19 protein-coding genes are annotated in these 22948 nt (G+C 67.6%); 7 read left to right on the plus strand and 12 right to left on the minus strand.

Annotated features, from left to right (window positions below):
• Positions 1-99 precede the first annotated feature (99 nt).
• Positions 100-633, plus strand: coding sequence for a sterol desaturase family protein (locus tag OU994_RS04710; protein ID WP_281609819.1), 534 nt, complete (start codon positions 100-102; stop codon positions 631-633).
• On the opposite strand, the gene crtB is transcribed toward OU994_RS04710, so the two are convergent.
• From crtB to OU994_RS04740, 6 genes are all read right to left on the minus strand, one after another.
• Complete coding sequence (gene crtB / locus OU994_RS04715) at positions 530-1522, minus strand: 15-cis-phytoene synthase CrtB (protein ID WP_281609820.1); 993 nt, start codon at positions 1520-1522, stop codon at positions 530-532. The genes OU994_RS04710 and crtB overlap by 104 nt on opposite strands.
• The gene (locus OU994_RS04720; protein ID WP_281609821.1) at positions 1519-3009 is read right to left on the minus strand and encodes a phytoene desaturase; all 1491 of its coding nucleotides are present in this window, start codon (positions 3007-3009) and stop codon (positions 1519-1521) included. Before OU994_RS04720 ends, crtB begins: the two co-directional genes overlap by 4 nt.
• A complete protein-coding gene (gene crtY / locus OU994_RS04725) occupies positions 3006-4199 on the minus strand; it encodes a lycopene beta-cyclase CrtY (RefSeq protein ID WP_281609822.1) in 1194 nt (397 codons plus the stop codon). The genes OU994_RS04720 and crtY overlap by 4 nt, the downstream gene beginning before the upstream one ends.
• Positions 4196-5500 carry a glycosyltransferase gene (locus tag OU994_RS04730; protein WP_281609823.1) on the minus strand — a complete coding sequence of 435 codons (1305 nt, stop codon included), beginning with the start codon at positions 5498-5500 and terminating at the stop codon, positions 4196-4198. Before OU994_RS04730 ends, crtY begins: the two co-directional genes overlap by 4 nt.
• 19 nt (positions 5501-5519) lie before the next feature.
• A complete protein-coding gene (locus OU994_RS04735; protein WP_281609824.1) occupies positions 5520-6548 on the minus strand; it encodes a polyprenyl synthetase family protein in 1029 nt (342 codons plus the stop codon).
• Between the two features lie 184 nt (positions 6549-6732).
• The gene (locus OU994_RS04740) at positions 6733-7638 is read right to left on the minus strand and encodes a flagellin (RefSeq protein WP_281609825.1); all 906 of its coding nucleotides are present in this window, start codon (positions 7636-7638) and stop codon (positions 6733-6735) included.
• A 174-nt stretch (positions 7639-7812) separates the two neighbouring features.
• Between OU994_RS04740 and OU994_RS04745 the strand changes: the two genes are divergently transcribed.
• Together OU994_RS04745 and OU994_RS04750 are read left to right on the plus strand one after the other, a co-directional pair.
• Complete coding sequence (locus tag OU994_RS04745; protein ID WP_281609826.1) at positions 7813-8346, plus strand: GbsR/MarR family transcriptional regulator; 534 nt, start codon at positions 7813-7815, stop codon at positions 8344-8346.
• 78 nt (positions 8347-8424) lie between these two features.
• Positions 8425-9369, plus strand: a complete 945-nt coding sequence (locus OU994_RS04750; protein ID WP_281609827.1) for a TIGR01777 family oxidoreductase — start codon at positions 8425-8427, stop codon at positions 9367-9369.
• A gap of 40 nt (positions 9370-9409) precedes the next feature.
• On the opposite strand, the gene OU994_RS04755 is transcribed toward OU994_RS04750, so the two are convergent.
• Entirely contained in the window at positions 9410-10330 is a 921-nt protein-coding gene (locus OU994_RS04755; protein ID WP_281609828.1) for a hypothetical protein, read from the minus strand.
• On the minus strand, positions 10327-10851 hold the full coding sequence (locus OU994_RS04760; RefSeq protein WP_281609829.1) for a hypothetical protein: 525 nt from the start codon (positions 10849-10851) through the stop codon (positions 10327-10329). Before OU994_RS04760 ends, OU994_RS04755 begins: the two co-directional genes overlap by 4 nt.
• Before the next feature lie 92 nt (positions 10852-10943).
• On the opposite strand from OU994_RS04760, the gene OU994_RS04765 reads away from it, so the two are divergent.
• The gene (locus OU994_RS04765) at positions 10944-11111 is read left to right on the plus strand and encodes a hypothetical protein (protein WP_281609830.1); all 168 of its coding nucleotides are present in this window, start codon (positions 10944-10946) and stop codon (positions 11109-11111) included.
• A gap of 337 nt (positions 11112-11448) precedes the next feature.
• Here the strand turns inward: OU994_RS04765 and OU994_RS04770 are convergent, their stop codons facing one another.
• Positions 11449-15900, minus strand: coding sequence for a translocation/assembly module TamB domain-containing protein (locus tag OU994_RS04770; protein WP_281609831.1), 4452 nt, complete (start codon positions 15898-15900; stop codon positions 11449-11451).
• Positions 15900-17693, minus strand: a complete 1794-nt coding sequence (locus OU994_RS04775) for an autotransporter assembly complex family protein (RefSeq protein ID WP_281609832.1) — start codon at positions 17691-17693, stop codon at positions 15900-15902. The genes OU994_RS04770 and OU994_RS04775 overlap by 1 nt, the downstream gene beginning before the upstream one ends.
• Positions 17694-17868: 175 nt before the next feature.
• Between OU994_RS04775 and queC the strand changes: the two genes are divergently transcribed.
• Entirely contained in the window at positions 17869-18579 is a 711-nt protein-coding gene (gene queC / locus OU994_RS04780; protein WP_281609833.1) for a 7-cyano-7-deazaguanine synthase QueC, read from the plus strand.
• Between the two features lie 293 nt (positions 18580-18872).
• On the opposite strand, the gene OU994_RS04785 is transcribed toward queC, so the two are convergent.
• A complete protein-coding gene (locus tag OU994_RS04785; RefSeq protein ID WP_281609834.1) occupies positions 18873-19259 on the minus strand; it encodes a hypothetical protein in 387 nt (128 codons plus the stop codon).
• Between the two features lie 258 nt (positions 19260-19517).
• Positions 19518-20597 (minus strand): porin, encoded by a 1080-nt coding sequence (locus OU994_RS04790; RefSeq protein WP_281609835.1) that lies wholly within the window; start codon positions 20595-20597, stop codon positions 19518-19520.
• A gap of 230 nt (positions 20598-20827) precedes the next feature.
• Between OU994_RS04790 and OU994_RS04795 the strand changes: the two genes are divergently transcribed.
• Positions 20828-21349, plus strand: coding sequence for a hypothetical protein (locus OU994_RS04795; protein ID WP_281611579.1), 522 nt, complete (start codon positions 20828-20830; stop codon positions 21347-21349).
• 92 nt (positions 21350-21441) lie between these two features.
• Complete coding sequence (locus tag OU994_RS04800) at positions 21442-22851, plus strand: GAF domain-containing sensor histidine kinase (RefSeq protein ID WP_281609836.1); 1410 nt, start codon at positions 21442-21444, stop codon at positions 22849-22851.
• Positions 22852-22948: the final 97 nt, after the last annotated feature.

Here is a 22948-nt window from a genome sequence, read left to right on the forward strand (position 1 = left end):
TTCATTCATCAGACCCGTTCGAAGGGCCCGTTCGCGGCGCTGCCGCAAGGGCCGTTGTGGTAGTCTCGACAACTCCGAATCCCGAGAATCCACATCCCCATGCTGTTCAATGCGCTCATCGTCGTCGTCACCGTCATCGGGATGGAACTGTTCTCCATCCTTGCGCACAAGTACGTCATGCACGGCTTCGGCTGGGGGTGGCACAAGTCCCACCATGAACCGCGCACGGGCTGGTTCGAGAAGAACGACCTGTACGCGGTATTCTTCGCCGGCATCGCCATCGCCCTGATCTATGCCGGCACGCGCGGCCACCATCCGCTGGAATGGATCGGCGCCGGCATGACGGCCTACGGCTTGCTGTACTTCGTCGCCCACGACGGCCTGGTGCACCAGCGCTGGCCGTTCAAGTACGTGCCGCGCCGCGGCTACCTGAAGCGTCTGTACCAGGCCCACCGCATGCACCACGCGGTGCAGGGCAAGGAAGGCACCGTGTCGTTCGGCTTCCTGTACGCGCCGCCGGTGGATCGGCTCAAGCGGCAGTTGCACGCGCTGCATCAAGGCCGGCCGCAAAGGCGCGCGGCCGCTGCCACAACGCTGCCGGACGAGCCGCCGGTCGCCGGAGAACGGGGCTGAAGCGGGAGCCGAGCGCCAGCGCGCCGCCCTTCGCCAGCAGCCACAGCTTGGTCGCCTTCGACGTGCCCACCCGTTCATCCCAGGCGCGCGCGCCGCGCCGTTTCACCTCGATGCCGATCTGCCGGTACACATAGCGCGCCGTGGCGATCGCCCAGGCCGAGCGCAGCGGCAGTGCCGCGAGGCCGGCGGCTGCCGAGTCGTAATATGGTTCCGCATGGTCGACCAGCCGGGCCGCCACCTTCGCCAACGCGGCGCGATGCCGCGGCAGCGCGATTTCCTCGATGGGAATCCCCGCCTCGCGCAGCCACTGCGCCGGCACGTAGACGCGGGCGACCGCCGCATCGTCGACGATATCGCGGGCGATGTTGGTCAGCTGGAATGCCAGGCCCAGGTCGCAGGCGCGGTCCAGCACCGCTTCGTTCTTCACGCCCATGATCGACGCCATCATCAGGCCCACCACGCCGGCCACGTGGTAGCAATAGCGCAGCGTATCGTCGAGCGATTCGTAGCGCTCGCCGTGCACGTCCATCGCGAAGCCGGCCAGGTGGTCGAAGGCGAAGCGCGGTTCGATCGCGTGGCGCAGCGCCACTTCCTGGAACGCGGCGAACGCCGGATCGTGCATCGTCTCGCGCTGGCAGGCGCGCTGGGTCAGTTCTTCCAGCATGGCCAGCTGCCGCGCCGCTTCCTCGGGCGACGGAGTGGCGTTGCCGAAGCCGAGTTCCTGGCCATCGACCACGTCGTCGCAGTGGCGGCACCACGCGTACAGCATCAGCACGCTGCGCCGCGTGGCCGGGTCGAACAGCCGCGCCGCGGCGGCAAAGCTCTTCGAGCCGACATTGATGGTGTTGGTTGCATGGTCCAGCAATGCGCCATCGTCCCGCGCGCTCATGCCGCCACTCCTTCCAGCATCAGCCCCGCGGTGGCCTTCGCCGAGCCGATCACGCCCGGCACGCCGGCGCCCGGGTGCGTGCCCGCGCCCACCAGGTACAGGTTGGCCAGTTCGGCATCGCGGTTGTGCGGCCGGAACCAGGCGCTTTGCGTGAGGATGGGTTCCAGCGAGAAGGCCGAGCCCACGTGGGCGTTCAGTTCGTCGCGGAAGTCGAGCGGCGTGAAGATGCGGCTGGTGACCAGCTGGCTGCGCAGGCCCGGCATGTAGTGCCGCTCCAGGTAATCGAAGATGCGGTCGCGGTAGCGCGGCCCTTCGACGGTCCAGTCGATCGGCGCGTTGCCCAGGTGCGGCACCGGCGCCAGCACGTAGTGGCTGCCGCAGCCGGGCGGCGCCAGCGAAGGATCGGTGACGCACGGCGCGTGCAGGTACAGCGAGAAATCGTCGGCCAGTTCCGAACCGCCGAAGATCTCCTGGATCAGTTCCTTGTAGCGCGGGCCGAAGCACACGGTATGGTGCTGCAGCTGCGCGTGATGGTGGTTCAGCCCGAAGTACAGCACGAACAGCGAATTGGAGAAGCGTTTCTTCTTCAGTGCCTCGGCATGCGCCGGGCCGCGCGGGTGCTGGCCGAGCAGCGAGGCGTACGTATGCACCACGTCCGCGTTCGATGCCACCGCGTCGGCGGGAAAGAAGCGGCCATCCTCGAGCCGCACGCCGCTGGCGCGCGCGCCGGAGGTTTCGATCTGCGCCACCGGGGCATTCAGCTCGATGCGCCCGCCGATATCCTCGAACAGCTTCACCAATCCATTCACGAGCGCACCCGTGCCGCCGCGCGGGAACCACACGCCCCATTGCCGCTCCAGCGCGTGGATCAGCGTGTAGATCGACGACGTGGCGAACGGATTGCCGCCCACCAGCAGCGAGTGGAATGAGAAGGCCTGGCGCAGGTGCTCGTCCTGGATGAAGCGCGACACCAGGCTGTACACGCTGCGCCAGGCCTGCAGCTTGGCTAGTTGCGGGCCGGCCTGGATCATCGAGCGGAACGACAGGAACGGCACGGCACCCAGCTTGATGTAACCCTCTTCGAAGGTGGCTTTCGAATAAGCCAGGAAGCGCTGGTAGCCCTGTACGTCGGCCGGGTTGCGGGCGTGGATCTGCCGGTCCAGCGCTTCCTGGTCGTTGGCATAGTCGAACTGGCTGCCGTCCTCCCAGCACAGCCGGTAGAACGGCGCCACCGGCAGCATCTCCACGTAGTCGCTCATCTTCCTGCCGGCTGCGGCGAACAGTTCCTCGATGGCGGATGGATCGGTGATCACCGTGGGGCCGGCGTCGAAGACAAAGCCCTGGTCTTCGTACACATAGGCGCGGCCGCCCGGTTTGTCGCGCTTCTCCAGCAGCGTGGTCTGGATGCCGCTGGCCTGCAGGCGGATGGCCAGCGCCAGGCCGCCAAAGCCGGCGCCCACGACCACGGCGGTTTTCGATCGGTTCATGCGGGTGTCCTGATGGTTCGGTTGATGCGGGAATGGATCTGGCTCGGATGGACGCGGAGGGCGGCATCGACCGCCGCGCCGACGGGGACCGGCGGCTTTCCCGTCAACACGCGGGCCATGTCGGCCAGCGTGGGCCGGCCGGCGTAGAACCGGGCGATGAGGCCGGGCGGCAGCGTGTAGAAACGCTGAATCACGCGCCAGCGCCGATCGGGCTCGCCGGCCAGGAACAGCATGCGGTTCAGCAGCCGGAAGAAGCGCTGGCCGCGCCATGCCGCCTGCGCCTCGTGCCGGATCGCCGCGAACAGCGCCGGCGCATCGAAGTCCGGCAACTGCGCGATGCGTTCGGCCAGCCGCACCGCGTGTGGCAGCGAATAGCCGGTGGTGGGGTGGAACAGCCCCGCGCGCAAGCCCGTGCAGGGCTGCCCGGCCAGGTCGTTCCAGTAGCCGTCCACGTCGCCCGCCAGCACGATCGGCAGCGAGCCATGTTCTTCGCGCAGCACTTCGGCGATGCGCCAGCCGTGCGCCGCCGCGTAGGCAGCGATGTTGGCGCGCAGCCGCTCGGGTTCCCAGGCGGCGGTGTCCACGTAATGGGTATCCTCGATCAGCAGACGGTCCGGCCCGAACGGCAAGAGATAGACGAAACGGTAGCCGCCCTGCTGGGCCACGGCGGCATCCATGATCACGGGATGCGCCAGGCCATGCGGCGCGTGCAGCCGCACTTCCTGCCCGAGGAAGGTCTGGTAGCCGAGCGCCAGCCGCGCACTGGTGCGCATGCCGCGGCCGTCGATCACGGCGCGCGCTTGCAGCGTTTCGCCACCGGCCAGGCGCACGGAGGTCGGCGTCACTTCCTCGATCCGCGTACCGAGCCGCAGGGCAGGGCCCAGCGCGGGCTCGATCACGCGGGCGAAATCGGCCGAGGCGATGCTGGCATAACCGCTGTCCAGCGCGCGGGAATAGCCGGGGAAGCGCACGTCGTAGCCGGGCCAGCTCGCGCTGACCAATGGCGCGATCCATGCCCGCTGGGCCGCATCGAGATCGCCATCGTGGAACGACCACGTGTGGTTGCCGCCCAGCGCCTCGCCCTGATCGAGCAGCAGGATGCGCAGTTCGGGGCGGTGGGTGCGCAGGCGCCAGGCCAGCAGGCCGTTGGCCAGGCCGCCGCCGGCCAGGATGATGTCATAGGGGTTCATGCCGAACGCGCCAGCAGCGGATCCGGTACCTGCAGGCCGCCGAAGCCAAGCGAGGTTTCGATGATGTCCACGGCGCGCCGCGTACCGCCGGCCCGCGCCACGTTCGCGGCCAGGGCTTCCAGCCGGGGAGCGAACGAGTCGTCCTCCAGCAGCTGGCGCAATTGCCGGGACAGGTGCGCGGCGCTGGCGAAGCGGGGCGAGGCCAGCAGGCCGATGCCGGCATGGCGCACCCGCGCCGCCGAACCCGGGTGGTCGAACGCGACCGGCAGCGCCAGGATCGGCGTGCGCGCCTCGATCGCATCGAGCACGGTGTTGACGCCGGCATGCGAGATCACGGCATCGGCCCGCGCCAGCGCTTCGCGTTGCGGGGCGAAAGCGCAGACCCAGGTGGCGCCCGCACGTTCCAGTTCACGCACCTGGCGTTCGTCCAGGCCGCCGCAGTGCGCCGCCAGCAGTTGCACGTTCGCGGCGCGGCATGCCTTGGCGATGCGCAGGAACAGGCCGAGGCGGTGGCCCTGCATCGTGCCGAGCGAGGCGAAGACGAAGGGCTTGTCCGGGTCGATCGGCGGCAGCGGTTGCTGCACGACTTCCTTGCGGGCCGCGGACCGGAACGGCCCCACGTGGTGGAAATGGGCGGGCAAGGCCCGGCGCGGGAAGTCATAGCCCTCGACCGTCTGGCTGACCTGCGCCAGCGGCGACAGGCACTCATGCAGGCCGTCGCGGGCCGGCAGGCCGAAGCCGCGCGCATGGCGCTCGATGGTGCGCCGGTGCGGCGTCATCATCCAGTCGTAGACGCGGGTACTGCCTTCGTACATGCGCAGAGATCGTTCATCGGTGCCGTACGCGAACGGCATCACCGGCAGCGGGATGCCGGGCTCGCGGTTGACGGGCAGGGCGCAGGCCACGGACACGAACGGCATGCCGAGCGCTTCGGCCACCAGGCCGCCGGCCGCTTCCATCTGGTCGCACAGCAGCGCGTCCACGCGCTCCGCCTCGAGCGCGGCCGGCAGTTCGCGGCACAGCATGTCCGTGCTGCGCGCCATGTCGTCGATCACGCGGCGCAAGCCCAGCGGGCTGCCCGGGTTGGCGGCTCGGCGCATCACGGCGGCCAGCGTTCCGGGCGGATGGCTGCCGGCCCCCAGCGCACGGAAACCGAGCCGGCTGTCGCCCAGGTGGGCGCCGGCGTCTTCCTGCTGGAAGTACGTGACGCGATGGCCGCGCGCGACCAGCTCCAGCGCCAGCGCGGCCAGCGCGTTGAAGTGGCTGTAGAAGGCCGGTGCCACCACGCCGAAGTGTGCCATCGTGTGCTCCGTGTGCGGGTCAGCCGGCGCGGCTGTCGAACCCGGCCTGCACCGCGCCGTTCATCGTGGACGATGCGTAGCGGTGCGGCAGCGCGTGATCCTCGCCCAGGCGCCATGACTGCGGCGCGTTGGCGGCAAACATGCGCTGCACGAAGCGGCGGGTGCGCTGCGCACCGGCCAGCGCTTCGCCGAGATGGCGCTCCACGTCGCCCAGGTGGGCGGCCAGGCGGCGCTGTGCCTCGTCGGCGCCGAAAGTGTTGAGCAGCGTGGCCTTGCCCAGATCGAGGCCGGTGTCCTTGCCCGTGATGGCGCTGTCGGTGCCGGGCAGGTCCTGGAAATCGTCGCGGATCTGGAAGGCATGGCCGGCGGCCAGCGCAAAGGCGCGCAGCGAGCGGGCCACGCACTCGTCGACTTCGGCCAGCACGGCCGCCATGTCGACGGCGGCGCCCAGCAGCAGGCCGGTCTTGCGTTCGTTGGTGGTGGCGATCGCTTCGGCGGAGCGGCCGGCACCGCCGTGCAGGTCTTCGTACTGGCCTCGAACCAGGCCTTGCGCGCCCACGGTGTCGGCCAGCGTGGCCACCAGCCGGGCCCGGGTGACGGACGGGATGCCCGGGGCCGAGGCCAGGATGCCGAACGCGCGGCTCAGCAGCGCGACCGACGCCAGGATGGCGACATCCTCGCCGAACTGCCGGTGGATGGTCGGCACCCCGCGGCGCAAGGTAGCGTTATCCATGCAGGGCATGTCATCGAGGATCAGCGAGGCGGCATGCACGATCTCGACGGCGCAGGCCACGTCGGTCACGGCCGGCGATGCGCAGTTCAGGTCCGCCGCCACCAGCATCAGCAGCAATGGCCGCATGCGCTTGCCGGAACCCAGCACCGCGGCGCGCATGGCGGCGGCCAGGCGGTCGTTGCGATCGCCTTCCCTGGCCAGCAACTGGCCCAGGCGTTCGTCGAGCGCATGGCGCATCGCGTCGAGTTCCGCGGCGGAATGCTCGTGGCCGGCCTCTTGTTCCGGCCCGGCGAACCGTCTTTTCTGGCTTGTCATGCCCGCTTCCTTCCGTCATGTCCCGATGGGCCATCATAGCGGAAAGACAATAAATGTCAGGCAACAAATTCAATCGTGCGTGCGTCCTGGACAATAGCGGGTCAATAGTGACACATCGCGGCCTCGCCCGACCGCCGCGCCAGCGCCTGTCCAGCGCCGCTTATTCGGCCGCTTATTCGGCCGCTTATTCGATCAGGGACATCACCAGCCGGCTCATGCTGCTGGTCTGCTTCAGCATCGCCGTACCCGATTGCGTCAGCATCTGGCTGGTGGTCATGGCCGCGACTTCGGTGGCGAAGTCGGCATCGGCGATCTGGCCGGCCGCCGCATCGGTATTGAGTTTCGTCTGGGCGAGGTTGTCGTAGGCGGCCTCGAAGCGGTTGCCGAGCGCGCCCAGGCTGGACCGCAGGTCCAGCACGGATTGCTGGGCTTCCACCAGCCTGCCCACCATCAGGTTGGCCGCTTCGGCGGAGAGCAGTTCGGTATCGGGCCCGTCTTGCGGATGGTTGTGCAGGTTGCCGTTGTCGATCGCGTAGTACAGGGCCGTGTTGATGCGGCCCAGCGGGTTGCGGAAGTCGACCGTGACGCTTTCTTCCGTGCTGCTGCCGATCTGGAACGTCACCGGGCCCAACCCGAACGTACCCGGTCCATCCGGACCCGGCGGGGCCACCACGTAGCGGAACAGGTAGGTGCCGGCATAGCGCGATTCGTTCATCACATCCAGCACCTGCTCGCTCAGGCCCACGTATTCGGCGTGCATGGCTTCCCGGTCGGCCTGCGTGAACGAGCCGTCCGCCGCCTGGATCGCCAGGTCGCTCATGCGGGTGAGGAGATTGCCGATCTCGCCCAGCAGCGCGTCGCCGGTCTGCAGCATGGAAGTACTGTTCTGCAGGTTGCGCATCGCGGCCGCCATGCCGCTCGATTGCGTTTTCAGGCGGGTGGCGACTTGCAGGCCTGCCGCATCGTCGCGGGCCGAATTGATGCGCTTGCCCGTTCCCAGGCGGTCCTGGGCGGTGGCCAGGCTTTGAGTGGATTTGCGCAAGCCGTTCAGCGCGGCGTTCGAGGCTGGGTTGGTATGGAGACTGAGCACGATGGATTGTTTTTTTCCGTATTAACAAGACAGGGCGACCGGAACTGCCTGCCGGTTAATAGCGTTAGAAGATGCACTCTAGAAATTTTTGGAGCGGCGAGGCAGGAAGAAACAGCTTGGCATGGATATCAAAATATCCTGTAACTTCTGTATTGACAGAAATTAGGGAATGCCATGGACCTGAGCCCCACCGAACAGAAATACATCCTCCACTGGGGAGAGAAGGGCACCAGATGGGGCGTCAACCGCACGGTGGCGCAGATCCACGCGCTGCTGTTCCTCGCCAGCGAGCCGTTGCACGCGGAGCAGATCGCCGACACATTGGCCGTGGCGCGCTCGAATGTCAGCAACAGCCTGAAGGAGCTGCAGAGCTGGGGGCTGGTCAAGGTGGCGCACGTGATGGGCGACCGGCGCGACCATTTCGTGGCGCTGCAGGACGTGTGGGAAATCTTCCGCGTCATCGTCGAGGAAAGGAAGCGGCGCGAGATCGATCCCACGCTGTCCGTGCTGCGCCAGTGCGCGATCGAGGCGGAAGACGACCGGGGCATGCAGCCGGCCACGCGCGAACGGATGGCGCAGGTGCTCGATTTCCTCGAACTGCTGGCCGGCAGCTACGACGATTACCGGCACCTGCCGCCGGCCACGCTGAAGCGCTTCATCACGATGGGCGGCAAGGTGGCGAAACTGCTGGGAAAGGATGAACGATGAACGCACCGCGACTGACGATCTGCTTCGACGGCGACTGCCCGTTGCGCCCCGGCGGCCCCTGGCTGAAGGAGCCCCGCGATGAACGCTGAGCCACTGCGCTTCGGCAAACCCGGCCAGACCGTGCTCGTCACCGGCGCGACCGGCTTCGTGGGCCGCCAGCTGGTGGCGGCGCTGCTGGCCGACGGGCAGCACGTGATCGCCATGAGCCGCGACACGGCGCGCGCGGCACGCCAGCTGGGCGCCGGCGTGCGCTGCGTGATGACGGACACCGAACTGGCGCCCGCCGAACGGATCGACATCGTGGTCAACCTGGCCGGCGCGCGCATCCTCGGTCCGCGCTGGACCAGGAAGCGCCAGGCGGCGTTGCGCGCCAGCCGCGTGGCGCTGACGCATCGCGTGGTGGACTGGATCGCCGGGGCGCACCACAAGCCGCGGCTGATGCTGTCCGCCTCCGCCATCGGCTACTACGGCGTGCAGCCGCAGGGCGTGCTCGCGCCGCTGGCGGAAGAGAGCCCGCCGCAGCCGGTGTTCATGTCGCAGCTATGCCAGGAATGGGAAGCGGCGGCACGGCGCGCGGCGCAGTCCGGCGTGCAGGTGGCAGCCACGCGGTTCGGCCTGGTGCTGGGCCATGGCGGTGCGTTGCCGGCCATGCTGATGCCGGTGAAGCTGGGCGCCGGCGGCCCGATGGGGGGCGGCAGGCAGGCATTGTCATGGATTCACGTCGACGACTTGCTGCGCGGGCTGGCATGGCTGGCGCAGCGCAGCGAAGCGGGCGACGTGGACGGTGCCTGGAACTTCACCGCGCCACAGTGCGTGACGCAGCGCGAGTTCATCGCCACCGCGGCGCGGCGGCTGCATCGCCCGGCATTCCTGCCGACGCCGGCGTGGCCGGTGCGCCTGCTGCTGGGCGAACAGGCCGACCTGCTGCTGGAAGGGCAGTGCGTGGTGCCGGCCAGGCTGCAGCGCGAAGGCTTCGACTTCCGTTATCCGAAGCTGGAAGCCGCCCTGGCCAGCCTGCTGTAACGGCGCGGCGGGAAGCGGCCAACCGCTTGCGCGGCGATCGTCAGGCGGCGCGCTGCTGCGAGACGGCGACCTGCAGCGTGGCCAGCAGGCTGTTCGCCTTGCCCAGCAATTCGAGCGCGCGTACGTGGCCCAGGTCGCCGGCGCGGCGGTGCCCGTCGCGATAGCGTGCGCACAGGGCCAGGCCGTCGCGCTGGCCCTGCACCGGGTCCGCGGCCGTGGCGATGTCCGCCTTGCCCAGCGTGTCGGCGATCAGGCGGAACAGGGCGGGCGGCATGGCCGGGCCTTTCAGCGCGTCTGCGCTCGACGTGAAGCCGCTTGCCAGGGCGAGTTCATGCATGTAGGCGGCATCGGATTCGATCCGCACCGAACCTCCCGGCACCAGCACGATCAGCGGCGCATACGGCGCTGCTGTCGGCAGCACGTGGTTCGGGTACACCGTGGCGTGCCAGGCGCTCCTGGCCAGCAGCGCGTAATGGCGGTGGTCGCGCACCGGCGTGAAGCGCGCCTGGCGGAATGGCACGATGCCGACCTTGCCGCCGCCGCCGGCGATCGCGTCTGCCGCGACATCGACCAGCAAGGTGCCGAACAGGAATGCATGGTGGAAGTGCGTGCCGCGCAGCGCGCCCCACACATGGCGCAGGCTGCCGCCATGGGCGTGGAAGGCGGCCAGCGCCGCGAAACCGTCGGCGGTGCGGGGCGGCAGGGTGCCGGCGTCGACCCGGCGTATCGCCTCATGTACCGCCTGGGTGATGTGCAGTCCCTGCCCACGTGGGTAGGGCTGGCCCAGCCTGGCGGGCACGCGCGCGGACAGCACCGGGTCGACGCGGGCGCGCAGTTCTTCCAGCAGGGCCCGCAGGCCCGGCAGCGCCGGCAGCAGGAAACGTTCGGTCAGGGTGTGCTGGAGCGGGTCGGCGATGCGGGGCTCGTTGGGCAGCAGGGTATCGGACAGCAGGGGATTCATTCGAGCTCCGGCAGTGGCGGCTGTGCGCGGCGCCAGCGCAGCATGCCGATCGAAAAAGTGGCGAGGTAGCCGGCCAGCAGGCCGAACGCAACGCAGGACAATGGGTGGCGCAGCACCATTTCGCGGGTGATCAGTTGCGGGAGTTCGGACTGGCGGTTCATGTACAGTTCGACGCCGATCTGCAGCACGCGCGCGGCGAACAGCATGCAGACGAGGATGCCGAAGCGTTCGTAGGGCTTGAAGTAGTAGCGCCGGCCGATCGTCTCGAAGCGGGTTTTCTTCAGCGTGAAAAAGCCCAGCCAGGCACCGCCCAGCGCGCCCGCGCCCAGCGACGACAGGGCCAGCACGTCCGCCAGCAGCGAGATTGCCGCCGCCAGCAGCAGCAGCGGGAACAGCACGGCTCCGGTCCAGTGCTTCCACATCAGCGATTCCTGCCGGGCGAAAAATGGCCGCAGGCGCAGGTAGACCCGCCAGATCAGCAGCGGGATCAGGATCAGCAGGGCCAGTGTGGTCAGTTGCATGGAGAGAGATCGTCGGGAAAAGCAAAATTGTAACGCTGCGGCGCGATTCCGGGGGGCGTGGTACGGTGATTGTCCAGACGACAGGAGGAATCATGGACCCATTCATGGAACGTTCGGCCCTGCCGGTCCACGCGCACCGGGCACCGGACCTGCCGGTACCGGTCGACGAACCGATGCCCGATCCGCAGCCGAACCACCCGCATCACCCGGATGCGCCGGTGGAGCAGGACGATCCGGTGCCGGATCGGAATCCGGAGTAGGTTGCGCTGACGGTGCCTGACCTGATGCCGGTTGGTCAAGCGTTACAGGACACATTGCAAGCGCATGCATTCACCCCAACAGCGAAGGGCAGGGGTCAGGAAGGAGTGCTGGCCTGCATGCCAGCACCGTTCCGCAGGCGCGAAGCATGCTTCGCGAAACCCCTGCTGCACCCCGTCGGGGCGTAGTCGGGGTTTCAAGGAGCATCGCTCCTTGCCGACGTAGCGATACTGGCCTGCAAGCCAGTATTCCTCCCTGACCCCGGAACTTGCACCTGGGGTGGGCTTATCTAAGTTAAGCGACATTAGTGCCAGATTCGGTGGCTCCACCACACCCCCTTCAATCGAACGCCCACGTATACAGCACATCCAGCGCGTTGTTCGTGCCGGTCTGGAACTGCAGCGTGATCCGCTGGTTCAGCTTGTAGCGCAGCTTGACCAGCGAGGTGGCGCTGCCGGCGCCCTGCTCGAAGCCCAGGTAGGCGCGCGAGGACAGCTTCTTGCCGACCGTGACCACGGTGTTCTCCAGCCCCGTGGCATTGCCGCTGCCCTGCGAGACGCCCAGTTCGTCCAGCCCGATCTTGTTGGCGAAGCTGCCGCCGCCCTTGCCGCCGAACAGCGCGCCGGCGGCGGTGCCGAGCAGGCCCATCTCGTTGCCCTGCATGTCGTCCATGCCATGCCCCAGGACCAGCCAGGACAGCTTCTCGCTGTCCGGCACGGACGGCGTGGAGACCAGCCGCGCGGTGGGTGCCAGCGCCGTGCCGCGCACTTCGACACCGGCTTCCACGTTGGTGTCGGACAGTTCGGAGCCTTCCGGGCGCTTGCGCACGGCGAGGATGTTCAGGCCGGGGTTGTCGTAGGCGCCCGTGAAGTTGATCACGCCGCGCTCGATCGCCAGCTTCTGGCCGTAGGCGGCATAAGTGCCGCTGGCAACCCGGATGCTGCCATTGATGCGCGGCGCGCGCCGGTCGGCGACCCGCACGTGCACGCCGCCTTCCAGATAGGCGTCGAGGCCCTTGCCCTTCAGGCGGAAATCCTTGCCCAGGTCCGCTTCCAGGTCCACGTTCAGCGGCATCGCCTGCGCGGTTTCCTTGATCGTCGGCTTGGTGCGGCCGAGGATCACCACGTCGTCGCTGATGGTCGGCGAATTCTCGTCGGGCAGTTCGATGTCGGCGCGGTCGGCGCGGAACTTGCCGTTCAGCTGGAAGCGCTTCGCGTCGCGTATCACCTCGCTGGAGCCGGACAGCACCAGCGTGCGGTCCGGGCGGGACAGCGCTTCGAGCTTGTCGGCCGTCAGCTTCAGGTTCATCGTCATTTCATTGCCGGCCAGGCGCGCCCAGCCTTCCGCGTCGGCACGGCCGGTGCGCCCTTCCAAGTGCAGCTTCTGCAAGGTCAGCCGGTCGCCTTCCACGCGCGCCTGCAACTGGCCATTGCGCAGGCGGACGCCCTGGTCGGCCAGGTTGATCACCAGGCCGTTGCCCGATACTTCCCCGTTCAAGGCCGGATTGGCCACGGTGCCGCTGCCGGCGATCGCGGCCTTCAGCGCACCTTCCAGCTCCAGGCCTTCCATGCCGGTCAGCGGCGACATCCAGGCGATCGACGGCACGTCCACGCTGGCCGTCACGGCCAGCGGGCTGTCGCCGGGGATGCGGCCGTCGCGCAGTTGGGCCGTGGCGTCCAGCGCGATACGGCCGGCGCGGGTGCCGACCATGCCGGCCTGCACCTTCAGCGTATTGCCCGAGACATTGACGCCGGCCTGCAATTGCGACAGCCCGAGCGGCAGCGGCGCCGCACCGCCGGCCACGGTGATGTCGCCTTTTTCGCGGAATACGCGCACCGCGCCATTGAGAGCGGGGGCCGAAGGAGTAGCGCCAGCGCCACCGGAAGGCAGCGTCATGTCGAGGCCCCAGTTGGCGCCCAGCGTCAGGTCGCTGACGACGCGGCCGCGCCAGGCATCGGACAGTTGCGCGAGGTACGTGGCCGGCACGCCGGCGGCCGTGCCGCGGCTGCGCCAGCGTGGCCCGTTTTTTTCCAGGTTTTCCACGCGCAGGCTGCCTTCCGGCAGGCCGATCACGGCACTGGATAACGCGATGCGCTCCGGTTTCGCCAGGCCCGCCACGCCGCTGCCTTTCGACGCCGCGATGGTCAGCGGGGCAGGCGCTTGCAGGGTCAGCGCGAAGCGGCCACGGTTCTGCAGCGTGTCGATGGTGCCGCTCCACGTGTCGTTGGCCCAGCCGCCCTTGATGCGCAGCGCCGCGTCGAAGTCCGGATTCGCGGCGGACAGGGCGATGGAGTGCGCCGCGCCGGTGCCGCTCGATTGCAGGCGGGCGCGGTCGATCGAGATCGCCGGCGAGCTGTAGCCGGTCACGTTCACGTCCGCCACCAGCGCATCGACATTGCCGAGCGTGCCGGTGGCCTTGATGGCGCGCACCTGGTGCTGCGTCATCAGCCGCAGCGAGTTGCCTTCGATGCCGAACGACAGCATGGGTTTCTGCATGGTGCCGCCCAGCGTGCCGGTACCGCGCAGCACGCCGCCGAAACCGGCGCCCAGGCTGGAAAGCTGGGGCGCATCGAGTTTCCAGTTCAGCCGGTCCGCCGGGGCGCCGAACGCGCCCCTGGCCTGCAGGCTGTTCGGGCCCAGGCGCAGGTCCACGTCTGCATTGTCCACGTGGCGGTGATCGGCCGTGAGTTTCGCGTGGCCGGTCAGCGGCGCGTCGACCAGCGTCGATGGCGCGAAGTCCAGGTTCATGTTGGCGCGCCAGTCGGCCGCCAGGCGCGCATTGCCGGAGAACGTGGCGTTCAGGTTGCCCGCCGGCGCGGATGCCGCAAAGGCTGCCGGGTTCACGCGCCGCGCACTGCCGGACAGGGTGACTTCCGGCGACTTGTCCTTGCCGGCCAGCGCGAACTGGCCGGAGGCGCGGATCACGCTGTCCAGCGCGCGCACTTTCGCGCCGGTGAGGCCGATGCCGCGCGCCTCGACATCGAAGCTGGTGCGCGGCGCGGCATAGCCGCCGGTGGCAACGCCGCTGCCGGCGACCGAGCCGGCCAGGTCGCCGCGCAGTGCCGCCAGGTCTTTCGCGTCGACCTTCCAGTTCAGTTTCTCGGCCGGCAGGCCGAAGTCGCCGCGTGCCTCGATGGTGTTGCGGCCCATCGCCACGCTGGCGGCAATGTTCGTCAGGTGCCGCGCATCGGCATTCAGCTTGCCGCTGCCGGACAGCTTCTGGCCGGCGAAGGTCGATGGCCGGATCGTGAAGCCGATGGCGGCGTTCGGTTCCGGCACCAGCTTGCCGGCCACGTTGGCCACGGCGTTCAGGTCCGCCTTCGGGAAGTTGCCCAGCGCGGCGGGGTCGAAGCGGTCCACCGTGGCCGCCGCCTTGAAGGCGCGGTCGCCGGCCAGGCTGGCCTGGCCCGTCACGCCGATGCTGCCGCGGCCGGCCTGCAGCCGGGCGCGCTCGATCGTCACCAGCGTGTCCTTCAGGTTCGCATGGGCATCCAGGCGCATGTTCTTTTCGGCCAGCGCCACGTCGAAGGTCTGCACGGTGCCGGTGCCGCTTCCGGTACTTTTCGCCGAGATGTCGCCGGCGATCGCCGTGGCGTTGGCGGCGCCGTGGATGTGGTGCAGGTCGATGCGGTCCGTGTGCAGCCGGATATCGGCCGTTTCGATGCCGCCGTCCGGCCCGGTGCGCTCGACGCGGCCGGCGCCGGTGAAGCGGCCGGCGTTGCCCAGGTCGATCAGCAGGTTGTCCAGCGTGGCCACCGTGAGGTTGCCGCCCAGGCGCGCCGTGACCGCCTTCAGCGGCAGCAGTTGCTGGTCGATCGGGCCGGGCGCGGCCGTGTTGACCAGTTCCAGCACGCCGCTCACCTGCTGCCGCGTGCCGATGTCGGCCTTCACGCGCAGGTCCAGGCTGGCCTTTGGCCACGCCGACTGGAAGCGCGAGGGATCGACGCCGTAGGCGCGGATATCCGCCGCGCGCAGGGGAATCTTCTCGAAGGGCACCAGCGTGACCGTGCCGTCGCCGTTGGCATTCGGCGACGTGCCCTTGATCCCCAGCGTCATCAGCGACAGGTTGCCGGTGGCGGCCACCGCCAGCTGCGCGGAAGGCTGCCCCGGCGCGATGTGCACCTCGGTCAGCGCGGCCTTGGCCTGCAGCTTGAACGGTTTTTGCGCGCCGATCGTGCCATCCGCCGCAACGCGGCCGATCGGCGTGATGGCGCTGGCGCTGGTGAGCTGCCATTGCGTCTTGTCGCCATACAGCCTGGCGCGGATATCGGTGACTTCGTTGCGGGTGCCGGTCAGGCCCACCATGGTCAGCTTCAGCAGCCGCGCGTCATCGACCGAGATGCGGAACGGCGGCGCCAGCGTGGCGGGAACGGTCAGCGGCTCGTCGTCCTCGGCGGTGGTCTGCATCAGCACCGACTGCACGCGCAGCTCGCTGATCTCGATGCCGGACGAGAAGAACTGCAGCGGCGACCAGTCGATGTCGATATTGTCGGCCGTGATGGTGCTGGTCTTGCCCTTGTAGACCACGCGGCCGATGTGCATGTGGTTGTACAGCGAACCGGTAACGCCGGTGATCGTGATCGCGCCGCCGCTTGCCCGGGCCACGCGCTCGGCGATCTGCTGCAGCGTGGTTTCCCGGCCCAGCAGCCAGATCGCGCCGCCCAGCACGACGACGGTGATGCCGGTGCCGATCAGCGTGCGGCGCAGCCAGCGGCGCTCCTTGCGCGGCAGGGGCGCATTGTCGCCATCCTGGCCGGCCGGGGTGTCGGGGGTGTTGGTATCGTCGGCCATCAGAACGTGAATCCCAGTGAGAAGTGCAGGCGCGCCTTGCGCGTCGCGTGGCCGAAGGCCACGTCGACATTGATCGGGCCCACCGGGCTCTTGTAGCGGGCACCGACGCCATAGCCCGATTTCGGATGGATATCCGACAGCGAATCGGCGGCGTTGCCGGCATCGTAGAACACCGCGGCGCCCCAGGTGGGGCGGAACCAGTACTGGTACTCGGCGCTGGCGGTGGCCAGGTAGCGGCCGCCCACGGTGGCGTCGCCTTCCTGCACGCCCAGCTCCTGGTAGGCATAGCCGCGCACCGAATTGTCGCCGCCGGCGCGGAACAGGTAGGTGGCCGGCACGCCTTCCTTGCTGCCCGAGCGCAGCGCGCCGATCTCGCCGCGGAAGATCAGCAGGTTCTTCGGATCGATGGGGCGGTAGGTGATGCCGCGCGCCGTGACGCGGATGAATTTTTCATCGGTGAGGATCGGCAGCAGTGCGCCGCCGGCCGTGGCGTTCAGTACGTAACCCCGGGTGGGGAAGATCAGGTTGTCCAGCTTGCGCCACGTGACGGCATAGGTGATCGGCAGGCTCATCGCATGGGTCGATGACGTTTCCGATGTCGCCCCGGCGACCGTGCGGCTCTCGTTCAGGTACTCGGCCGAGATGCTGCGCTCCAGCAGCGGCGTGCCCCAGGCCCGCTTGGCGTAGACCGAGGCGGTGCGCGTGACTTCGCCTTCGATGTCGTTGCGCTCCAGCGCCGCGCCGAAGCTGTCGTTGTAGCCATCCTCGGTGGTGGGGAAGTAGAAGTCGCCGCGCGCCGTCTGCTTCTTCTGTTCCACCGTCAGCGCGCTTTTCAGGCGCAGGCCCCACACGGCCAGGTCGTCATAGGCGACCGAGGTGCGGCCGCCCGTGTTGGTGGAAAAGCCGACACCCACGCTGGCGTTCTTGCGCTTGTTTTCCACCACGTGCACCAGCAGCGGCACCGGCGGCAGCGTGGCCGGCTGCGGCGCGCCGGCGCTTTGTTCGGCCTGGGCTTCCTGCCGTTCGCCGATCAGGGTGTTCAGGTCCGCTGTCACTTCCACGTACGAAAAGTAGCCGGTGTCCTGCAGCTTCGACTGGAACGCCTGCAATTCCGCTTCGCTGTACAAGTCGCCCGGCTTGATCTTGTTGAGGTTCAGGATAATTTCTTCCGGATAGCGCTTCAGGCCTTCGATCCGGATGGCGCCGAAGCGCATCTCGGGGCCGCTGTCCAGCGCCACGCGCAGCAATGCGCGCTTGGTGTCGGGATCGACGGTGGCCACGCTTTCCGTCATCTGCGCGCGCGGGTAGCGGGTCTGCACCACGGCGCGCAGGATCGCGCGCTTGGCGCCTTCCCAGTCCGCCTGGCGGAATACCTGGCCCTCCGCCAGCGGCCAGCTGGCTTTCAGCGCTTCCTTGTCGAACGGGGATTCCGGATTGGAGGCAAAGCCGTTCAGCACGATTTCAACGGCGCCCACCAGCACCGGATCGCCGGGCGTCACGTCGACGGTCACCTGCGGCGGCGTGCCGCTCTCGTCCAGCCGCACGTTGACGGTGGGCGAATAGTAGCCTTCGGTGGCGAGCAGCGTGTTGGCCTGCGCCGGCGCCGTGCGCACCATGCGGCGCAGCTGCTCGATGTCGGTGCGGGGATTGCCGCGGTACTTCAGGAGATCGAGGTTTTCTTCCAGCAGATCGTCGAGGTCGCCTGGTGCGTTGATCCGGACGTTGTACTGCAGCCCCTCCGCCGCATGGAGCGCCAGCGGCGCCGCCAGCACCACCACGCAGGCCAGCCGCATTACATTTGTGACGAGTTGTGCCAAAATTCGTGATCCCCGGTGGACGATGTGATTGTTATCGGCGCGATGTTACCGGATTGGTAAAAAAGATGGCGTACTAATAAGATTCAGGTTTCGGGTTTGTTGTTCGAGTTTTTTTAAAAGTTTTGTTTCGAGTTGTTTTGACGAGGATGCGATGATGACACGCGATGCCGCCCTGGTGCTGTTCTCCGGCGGACAGGATTCCACCACCTGCCTGGCCTGGGCGCTGGACCGCTACGAACGGGTCGAGACGATCGGCTTCGACTATGGCCAGCGCCACGCGATCGAGCTGGCGATGCGCCCGCAATTGCTGGCGAAGCTGCGCGTGCTGCGGCCCGACTGGGACGCCAGGCTGGGCGAGGACCACATGATCGACCTGGGGCTGATTTCCCAGCTGTCGCACACGGCGATGACGGAGGAGATCGAGATCACCATGCAGGCCAACGGCTTGCCGAATACCTTCGTCCCGGGCCGCAACCTGATGTTCATGATGGTGTCGGCCACGCTGGCCTACCGGCGCGGCATGAACGTGCTGGTGGGCGGCATGTGCGAAACCGATTTCTCCGGCTACCCGGACTGCCGCGACGACACGATGAAGGCGCTGCAGGTGGCGCTGAACCTGGGCATGGACACGCGCAGCAAGGTGGAAACGCCGCTGATGTGGCTGGACAAGGCGCAAACCTGGGAACTGGCCGAAGACCTCGGCGGCCAGCCGCTGGTCGACCTGATCCGCGCCGATACGCATACCTGCTACAAGGGCGAGCGGGGCGCCCTGCACGACTGGGGCTACGGTTGTGGCGAGTGCCCGGCCTGCGCGCTGCGGGCGCGGGGCTACCAGAACTACGTGGCCGGGAAGGCTGCATAAAATGAAAATGGGCCGCGCTTGCGGCCCTTTTCATTTTCTTACTTGCTGCGTTTTTTGGCTTTCTTACACAAGCCGGTCTCAGACGGTAACGCCGCTAAGTTGAGCGTTACCCGATACGTGGAAGCACATGCATTCACCCCAACAGCGAAGGGCTGGGGTCAGGAACGATGCTGGCATGCATGCCAGCATCGTTCCGCAGGCGCGAAGCATGCTTCGCGAAACCCCTGCTTCACCCCGCCGGGTCTGACCCCGGGCTTTGCATTTGGGGTGGACTTATCTAAGCAGCATCAGTTTCAGACGGCCGCTTCCTTCATGGCCGCCGCGCGGCGCTTGTCGCGGCGGCTGAAATACCACACCAGCCCGATGACGATCGCCAGCGGCAGCAGCAGCGGCGACAGCGCGGCGGCGATCGCCACGCCCAGCGCGGCCAGCCCGAACACCACCAGCACTCCCAGCCCGGCAAACAGCAGCCCGACCAGGATCGCCACGCAGACCACCACGATGGCGCCGATCAGCAAGCCGCCACCGGCCAGCAGCACGCCCACCACCCAGCCGAACGGCCCGTCGAATTCCTCGCCATCGACATTCACGTGGAAGTCGTGGCCCCACGGGGAATCGAAGGCATTGCACGCCGCGATGAACAGCAGCACGACGATGGTGACGGCGAGAAGTTTTTTCATGATGTGCTCCAGGGAGTGGCAGTGGCGATGAGTGAACTTTACGCGGCCATCCCTGGAGATGCGGGGTGAAAGCGACGAACGGTTGGATTTGCGGGGTGAACGGGAAAGAAGCGGGGGCCGGTTACTGACACCAGAACCGGTGACAGGCTCCGATTATTTCGAAAGCGATGCGAAACCGGTGAGAGAAACCGGTGACAGGCTCCGAATATTTTCATAATCGGAGCCTGTCACCGGTTTTCTGCAGTGCCGCCGTTCTATCTAGAAACTGTGGCGCAGTCCGAACGAGGTGGCGGAGATGTGCGCGCCGGCCAGCGAATCGGTGAATCCCTTCACGCCGTTGATCGGGAAGTCATACGCCGCGTTGCCGTCGTTATGCAGCCGCGTGTGGTACGCGTACACCGTGGTGCGGGGCGAGAACAGGTACTCGTAGCCGGCGGTCGCATGCACGGCGCCGGTATCGGCCCCGCCGCGCACGAAACCGACGGTGCCGCCGCCATGGCCGTCGCCCGCCTTGCCGATGCTGGCACGCAAGCCATGCCGCCCGGCCTGGTGGCTCAGCGATACGTACAGCGCGTTGCGGGCCAGCCGCCCGGCAGGCAGCTGGTAGGCGAGGCGCTCGGCGACGACGGCCAGCCGCGTGGTGCCGGACAGGTAGCCGATGGCGGCCTTGCTGCCCGTGTCGGCGGTGCCGGGCCCGTGGTATTCATGGTGGCGTTCGTGGGCCAGGGCCAGGTACAGCGGCCCCGCGTCGTGGATCAGCGCCAGCGACAGCAGCGAAGGTTTCGCGCCGCCGGCCGGGCGCTCTTCCGGCAGGCCGTGCGTGGCCCGCAGCGTCCAGCCGCGCCAGCGGGGCGACCACCAGTGCACGCTGTTGGCCTGGCGCCGGTCGAACGAGGCCACGTCGGCGACGTTGTCGGTGGACGCCGCCGCCCCGTTGGCGAGGATGCTCATGTAGCCGGCCGTGGTCGGATAGAACGGGTCCAGCCCCGAGGTAGCGCCGTTGTAGGCCGTGCTCCAGTGGCCGGCGAACACTGTGCCGAACGCACCTTCCAGCCCGACGCGCGTATCGCGCCGGGCGATTTCCCCGGCACCGGTATCGGGCGCCAGCGTACCCTCGATCTGGAACAATGCCTTCAGGCCGCCACCGAGGTCTTCGCTGCCCCTGAAGCCCAGCACCGAGCGGTTGTTGACCATGCGTTCAGCGTGCACGCCCGGCGCCCGGGCCGCTTCCAGCGAAACGTTGAGGCGGCCGTAGACCTGCACCTGCTGGGCATGGGCTAACGGCGCCGTCGCGGCGCAACCGGCAAGGAGGAGGGCGCGCGGCAGGGAGAATGGCAAAGGTGATGGCAAAACGGACGACAAAGGGGACGGCACACGGGACGGCAAAATCGGGGGCAGGGAAGGCGTTCTCATGCCCGCCATTGTCCGGTTGCACCGCACAGGGTGGCATCCCCCATACGAGGCGTCGGGGAGACTCCCATTTTTCCCTCTGAAGCTGCTATAGTACTGGGTATTCATACAGTAATTTGCCGAGAGGACCCATGGAAGATCTGATCGAGGAAACGTTGATGGAACAAGCCGAACAATCGGAACAGCAAGGGCAGCATGACGACCACGAAGAGCCCGAGGATGCGCTGATCCAGGAAGACCGAGTGTGGCAGGGCCAGGGCTGGACCGCCCGCGTCATCAAGAACGAGGACGACGACGGCTGGGCCGTGGCGATGATCAAGGATGGCGAACCGGAGCCGGCGCTGGTCGGGCCATGGACGATGGGCCGCGACAAGAAAAATCCCAAGCCCCTGGATATCTCGGCTTTCCACACGCTGGTCAAGACGGCCAACGAAGTGATCCGCCGCCACGAACAGCAGCTGCATGCGCGGCTGCACAAATCCGTGCGCGTGGTGACGGACGAAGGCGCGGCGATCACCGTCAAGATGGTCATCACGCCGGACGAGGACGAGCCCTATGCCACGCTGACCGCCGTCGACGAATACGGCGACGAACTGGCGTCGGTGCGCACGCGGCCGGACTTCCGCCTGTCCGCCACCAGCGCCACCGAGTGGATCGAAGGCGGCTACCGGAAGCCGTAACGCCAATCTGTTGCATTTTTGTAGTGGCGCTGGCCCTCGGCGTGGGCGCCTGTTATATTTCCTGACTGCATTTATTTACTACGGGAAATTCGATGGAAGATCGCCTCCGCCGTCTCGAAGCCGTCCAGGCCGTGCTGCTGGAAATCGGCCAGCTGTCCACGCGCTGCACCGACATCGTCGGGTTCCTGCGCGCCGTGCACGGTGCGCTGGGCCGCATCATGTATGCGGCCAATTTCTACGTGGCCTTGAACGACCGCGACGGCGCACCGAACGCGGTGCGCTTCGTCTATTACGTCGATGAAGCCGATACGCCGCCCGATCCGGATGAAGTGACGCACCTGGCGTCGCCGGACGAGTCTCCCACCGCGTGGGTGATTCTGAACCGCCGCTGCCTCGTGATGACGGCGGACGAGCATCTCTCCCGCAAGAAGATCGCCGCGTTTGGCGTGGGCACGATCGCTGAGCACTGGATCGGCTGCCCGCTGATGGACCAGAACCAGCAGCCGCTGGGCGCCATCGTCATCCAGAGCTACGACAAGGCGCATACCTACAGCGAGGAAGACCAGGCGCTGTTCGCCCTGATCGCCAGCCAGGTCTCGTCCGCGCTGCAAGGCTTGCAGAGCATGGACCGGCTGGAGCGCGCCGTGCAGGAGCGCACGATGCGCCTCGATTCCGCGAGAGCCGCGCTGGAGCGGCAGAACGAAGCGCTCAACAACGCGCTGACGCAGCTGCAGGATGCGCAGTCGGAACTGGTGCGGCAGGAAAAACTGGCATCGCTGGGGCGCCTGGTCGCCGGCGTGGCGCACGAGATCAACACGCCGCTGGGCATCTGCGTGACCGCCACCTCGCACCTGGTGCAGGAACTGAAACTGACGCGGGAAGACCTGGCCGAGGGCCGGCTGGACGAAGAAGGCCTGGCCATGTTCTTCGATACCGTCGACCAGTCGCTGCGCATCATGACGACCAACACCCAGCGCGCCGCCGCGCTGGTGCGCAGCTTCAAGCAGGTGGCGGTGGACCAGTCGTCGGAAAACATCCGCCACTTCAACCTGGCGAAATACCTGGCCGAAGTGCTGCTGTCGCTGCAGCCGAAGCTGAAGGGCAATCCCGTCAAGGTGCAGGTGGACTGCCCGCCGGATATCCACCTGGACAGCTTCCCGGGCGCGGTGTCGCAGATCGTCACCAACATGATCGAGAATTCGCTGGTGCACGGTTTCGAGGAAGACCAGGCCGGCACCATCCGCATCAGCGGCCGCCTCGATGGCGAGCACGTGCTGCTCGACTACAGCGACGATGGCATGGGCATGGACCAGGGCCTGCTGGGCCAGCTGTTCGATCCGTTCTTCACGACCAAGCGGGGCAGCGGTGGTTCCGGGCTGGGCGCGCACATCCTGTACAACCTGGTCACCGGCCCGCTGGGCGGCACCATCAAGGTCAGCAGTGCGCCGGGCATGGGCTTGCACTACAAGCTGCGTTTTCCGCGGGATCAGCGCAAGCGCTGAAGGGACAGTATCGAAGGGGCAGGAGTTGAAGGTCAGGTGTCTGACACCATTTCCGGCGATTCACCGGAGATGGTGTCAGACAGTGGTTTCAGGATGG

The organism is Pseudoduganella sp. SL102, from assembly GCF_027856995.1.
In the GTDB taxonomy this organism is placed as follows: Bacteria; Pseudomonadota; Gammaproteobacteria; order Burkholderiales; family Burkholderiaceae_D; genus Rugamonas; species Rugamonas albidiflava.

Coding starts and splice junctions, on each gene's coding strand:
- OU994_RS04710 (WP_281609819.1), top strand. CDS start 100: ATGCTGTTCAATGCGCTCATCGTCGTCGTCACCGTCATCGGGATGGAA.
- crtB (WP_281609820.1), bottom strand. CDS start 1,522: ATGAGCGCGCGGGACGATGGCGCATTGCTGGACCATGCAACCAACACC.
- OU994_RS04720 (WP_281609821.1), bottom strand. CDS start 3,009: ATGAACCGATCGAAAACCGCCGTGGTCGTGGGCGCCGGCTTTGGCGGC.
- crtY (WP_281609822.1), bottom strand. CDS start 4,199: ATGAACCCCTATGACATCATCCTGGCCGGCGGCGGCCTGGCCAACGGC.
- OU994_RS04730 (WP_281609823.1), bottom strand. CDS start 5,500: ATGGCACACTTCGGCGTGGTGGCACCGGCCTTCTACAGCCACTTCAAC.
- OU994_RS04735 (WP_281609824.1), bottom strand. CDS start 6,548: ATGACAAGCCAGAAAAGACGGTTCGCCGGGCCGGAACAAGAGGCCGGC.
- OU994_RS04745 (WP_281609826.1), top strand. CDS start 7,813: ATGGACCTGAGCCCCACCGAACAGAAATACATCCTCCACTGGGGAGAG.
- OU994_RS04750 (WP_281609827.1), top strand. CDS start 8,425: ATGAACGCTGAGCCACTGCGCTTCGGCAAACCCGGCCAGACCGTGCTC.
- OU994_RS04755 (WP_281609828.1), bottom strand. CDS start 10,330: ATGAATCCCCTGCTGTCCGATACCCTGCTGCCCAACGAGCCCCGCATC.
- OU994_RS04760 (WP_281609829.1), bottom strand. CDS start 10,851: ATGCAACTGACCACACTGGCCCTGCTGATCCTGATCCCGCTGCTGATC.
- OU994_RS04765 (WP_281609830.1), top strand. CDS start 10,944: ATGGACCCATTCATGGAACGTTCGGCCCTGCCGGTCCACGCGCACCGG.
- OU994_RS04770 (WP_281609831.1), bottom strand. CDS start 15,900: ATGGCCGACGATACCAACACCCCCGACACCCCGGCCGGCCAGGATGGC.
- OU994_RS04775 (WP_281609832.1), bottom strand. CDS start 17,693: ATGCGGCTGGCCTGCGTGGTGGTGCTGGCGGCGCCGCTGGCGCTCCAT.
- queC (WP_281609833.1), top strand. CDS start 17,869: ATGATGACACGCGATGCCGCCCTGGTGCTGTTCTCCGGCGGACAGGAT.
- OU994_RS04785 (WP_281609834.1), bottom strand. CDS start 19,259: ATGAAAAAACTTCTCGCCGTCACCATCGTCGTGCTGCTGTTCATCGCG.
- OU994_RS04795 (WP_281611579.1), top strand. CDS start 20,828: ATGGAACAAGCCGAACAATCGGAACAGCAAGGGCAGCATGACGACCAC.
- OU994_RS04800 (WP_281609836.1), top strand. CDS start 21,442: ATGGAAGATCGCCTCCGCCGTCTCGAAGCCGTCCAGGCCGTGCTGCTG.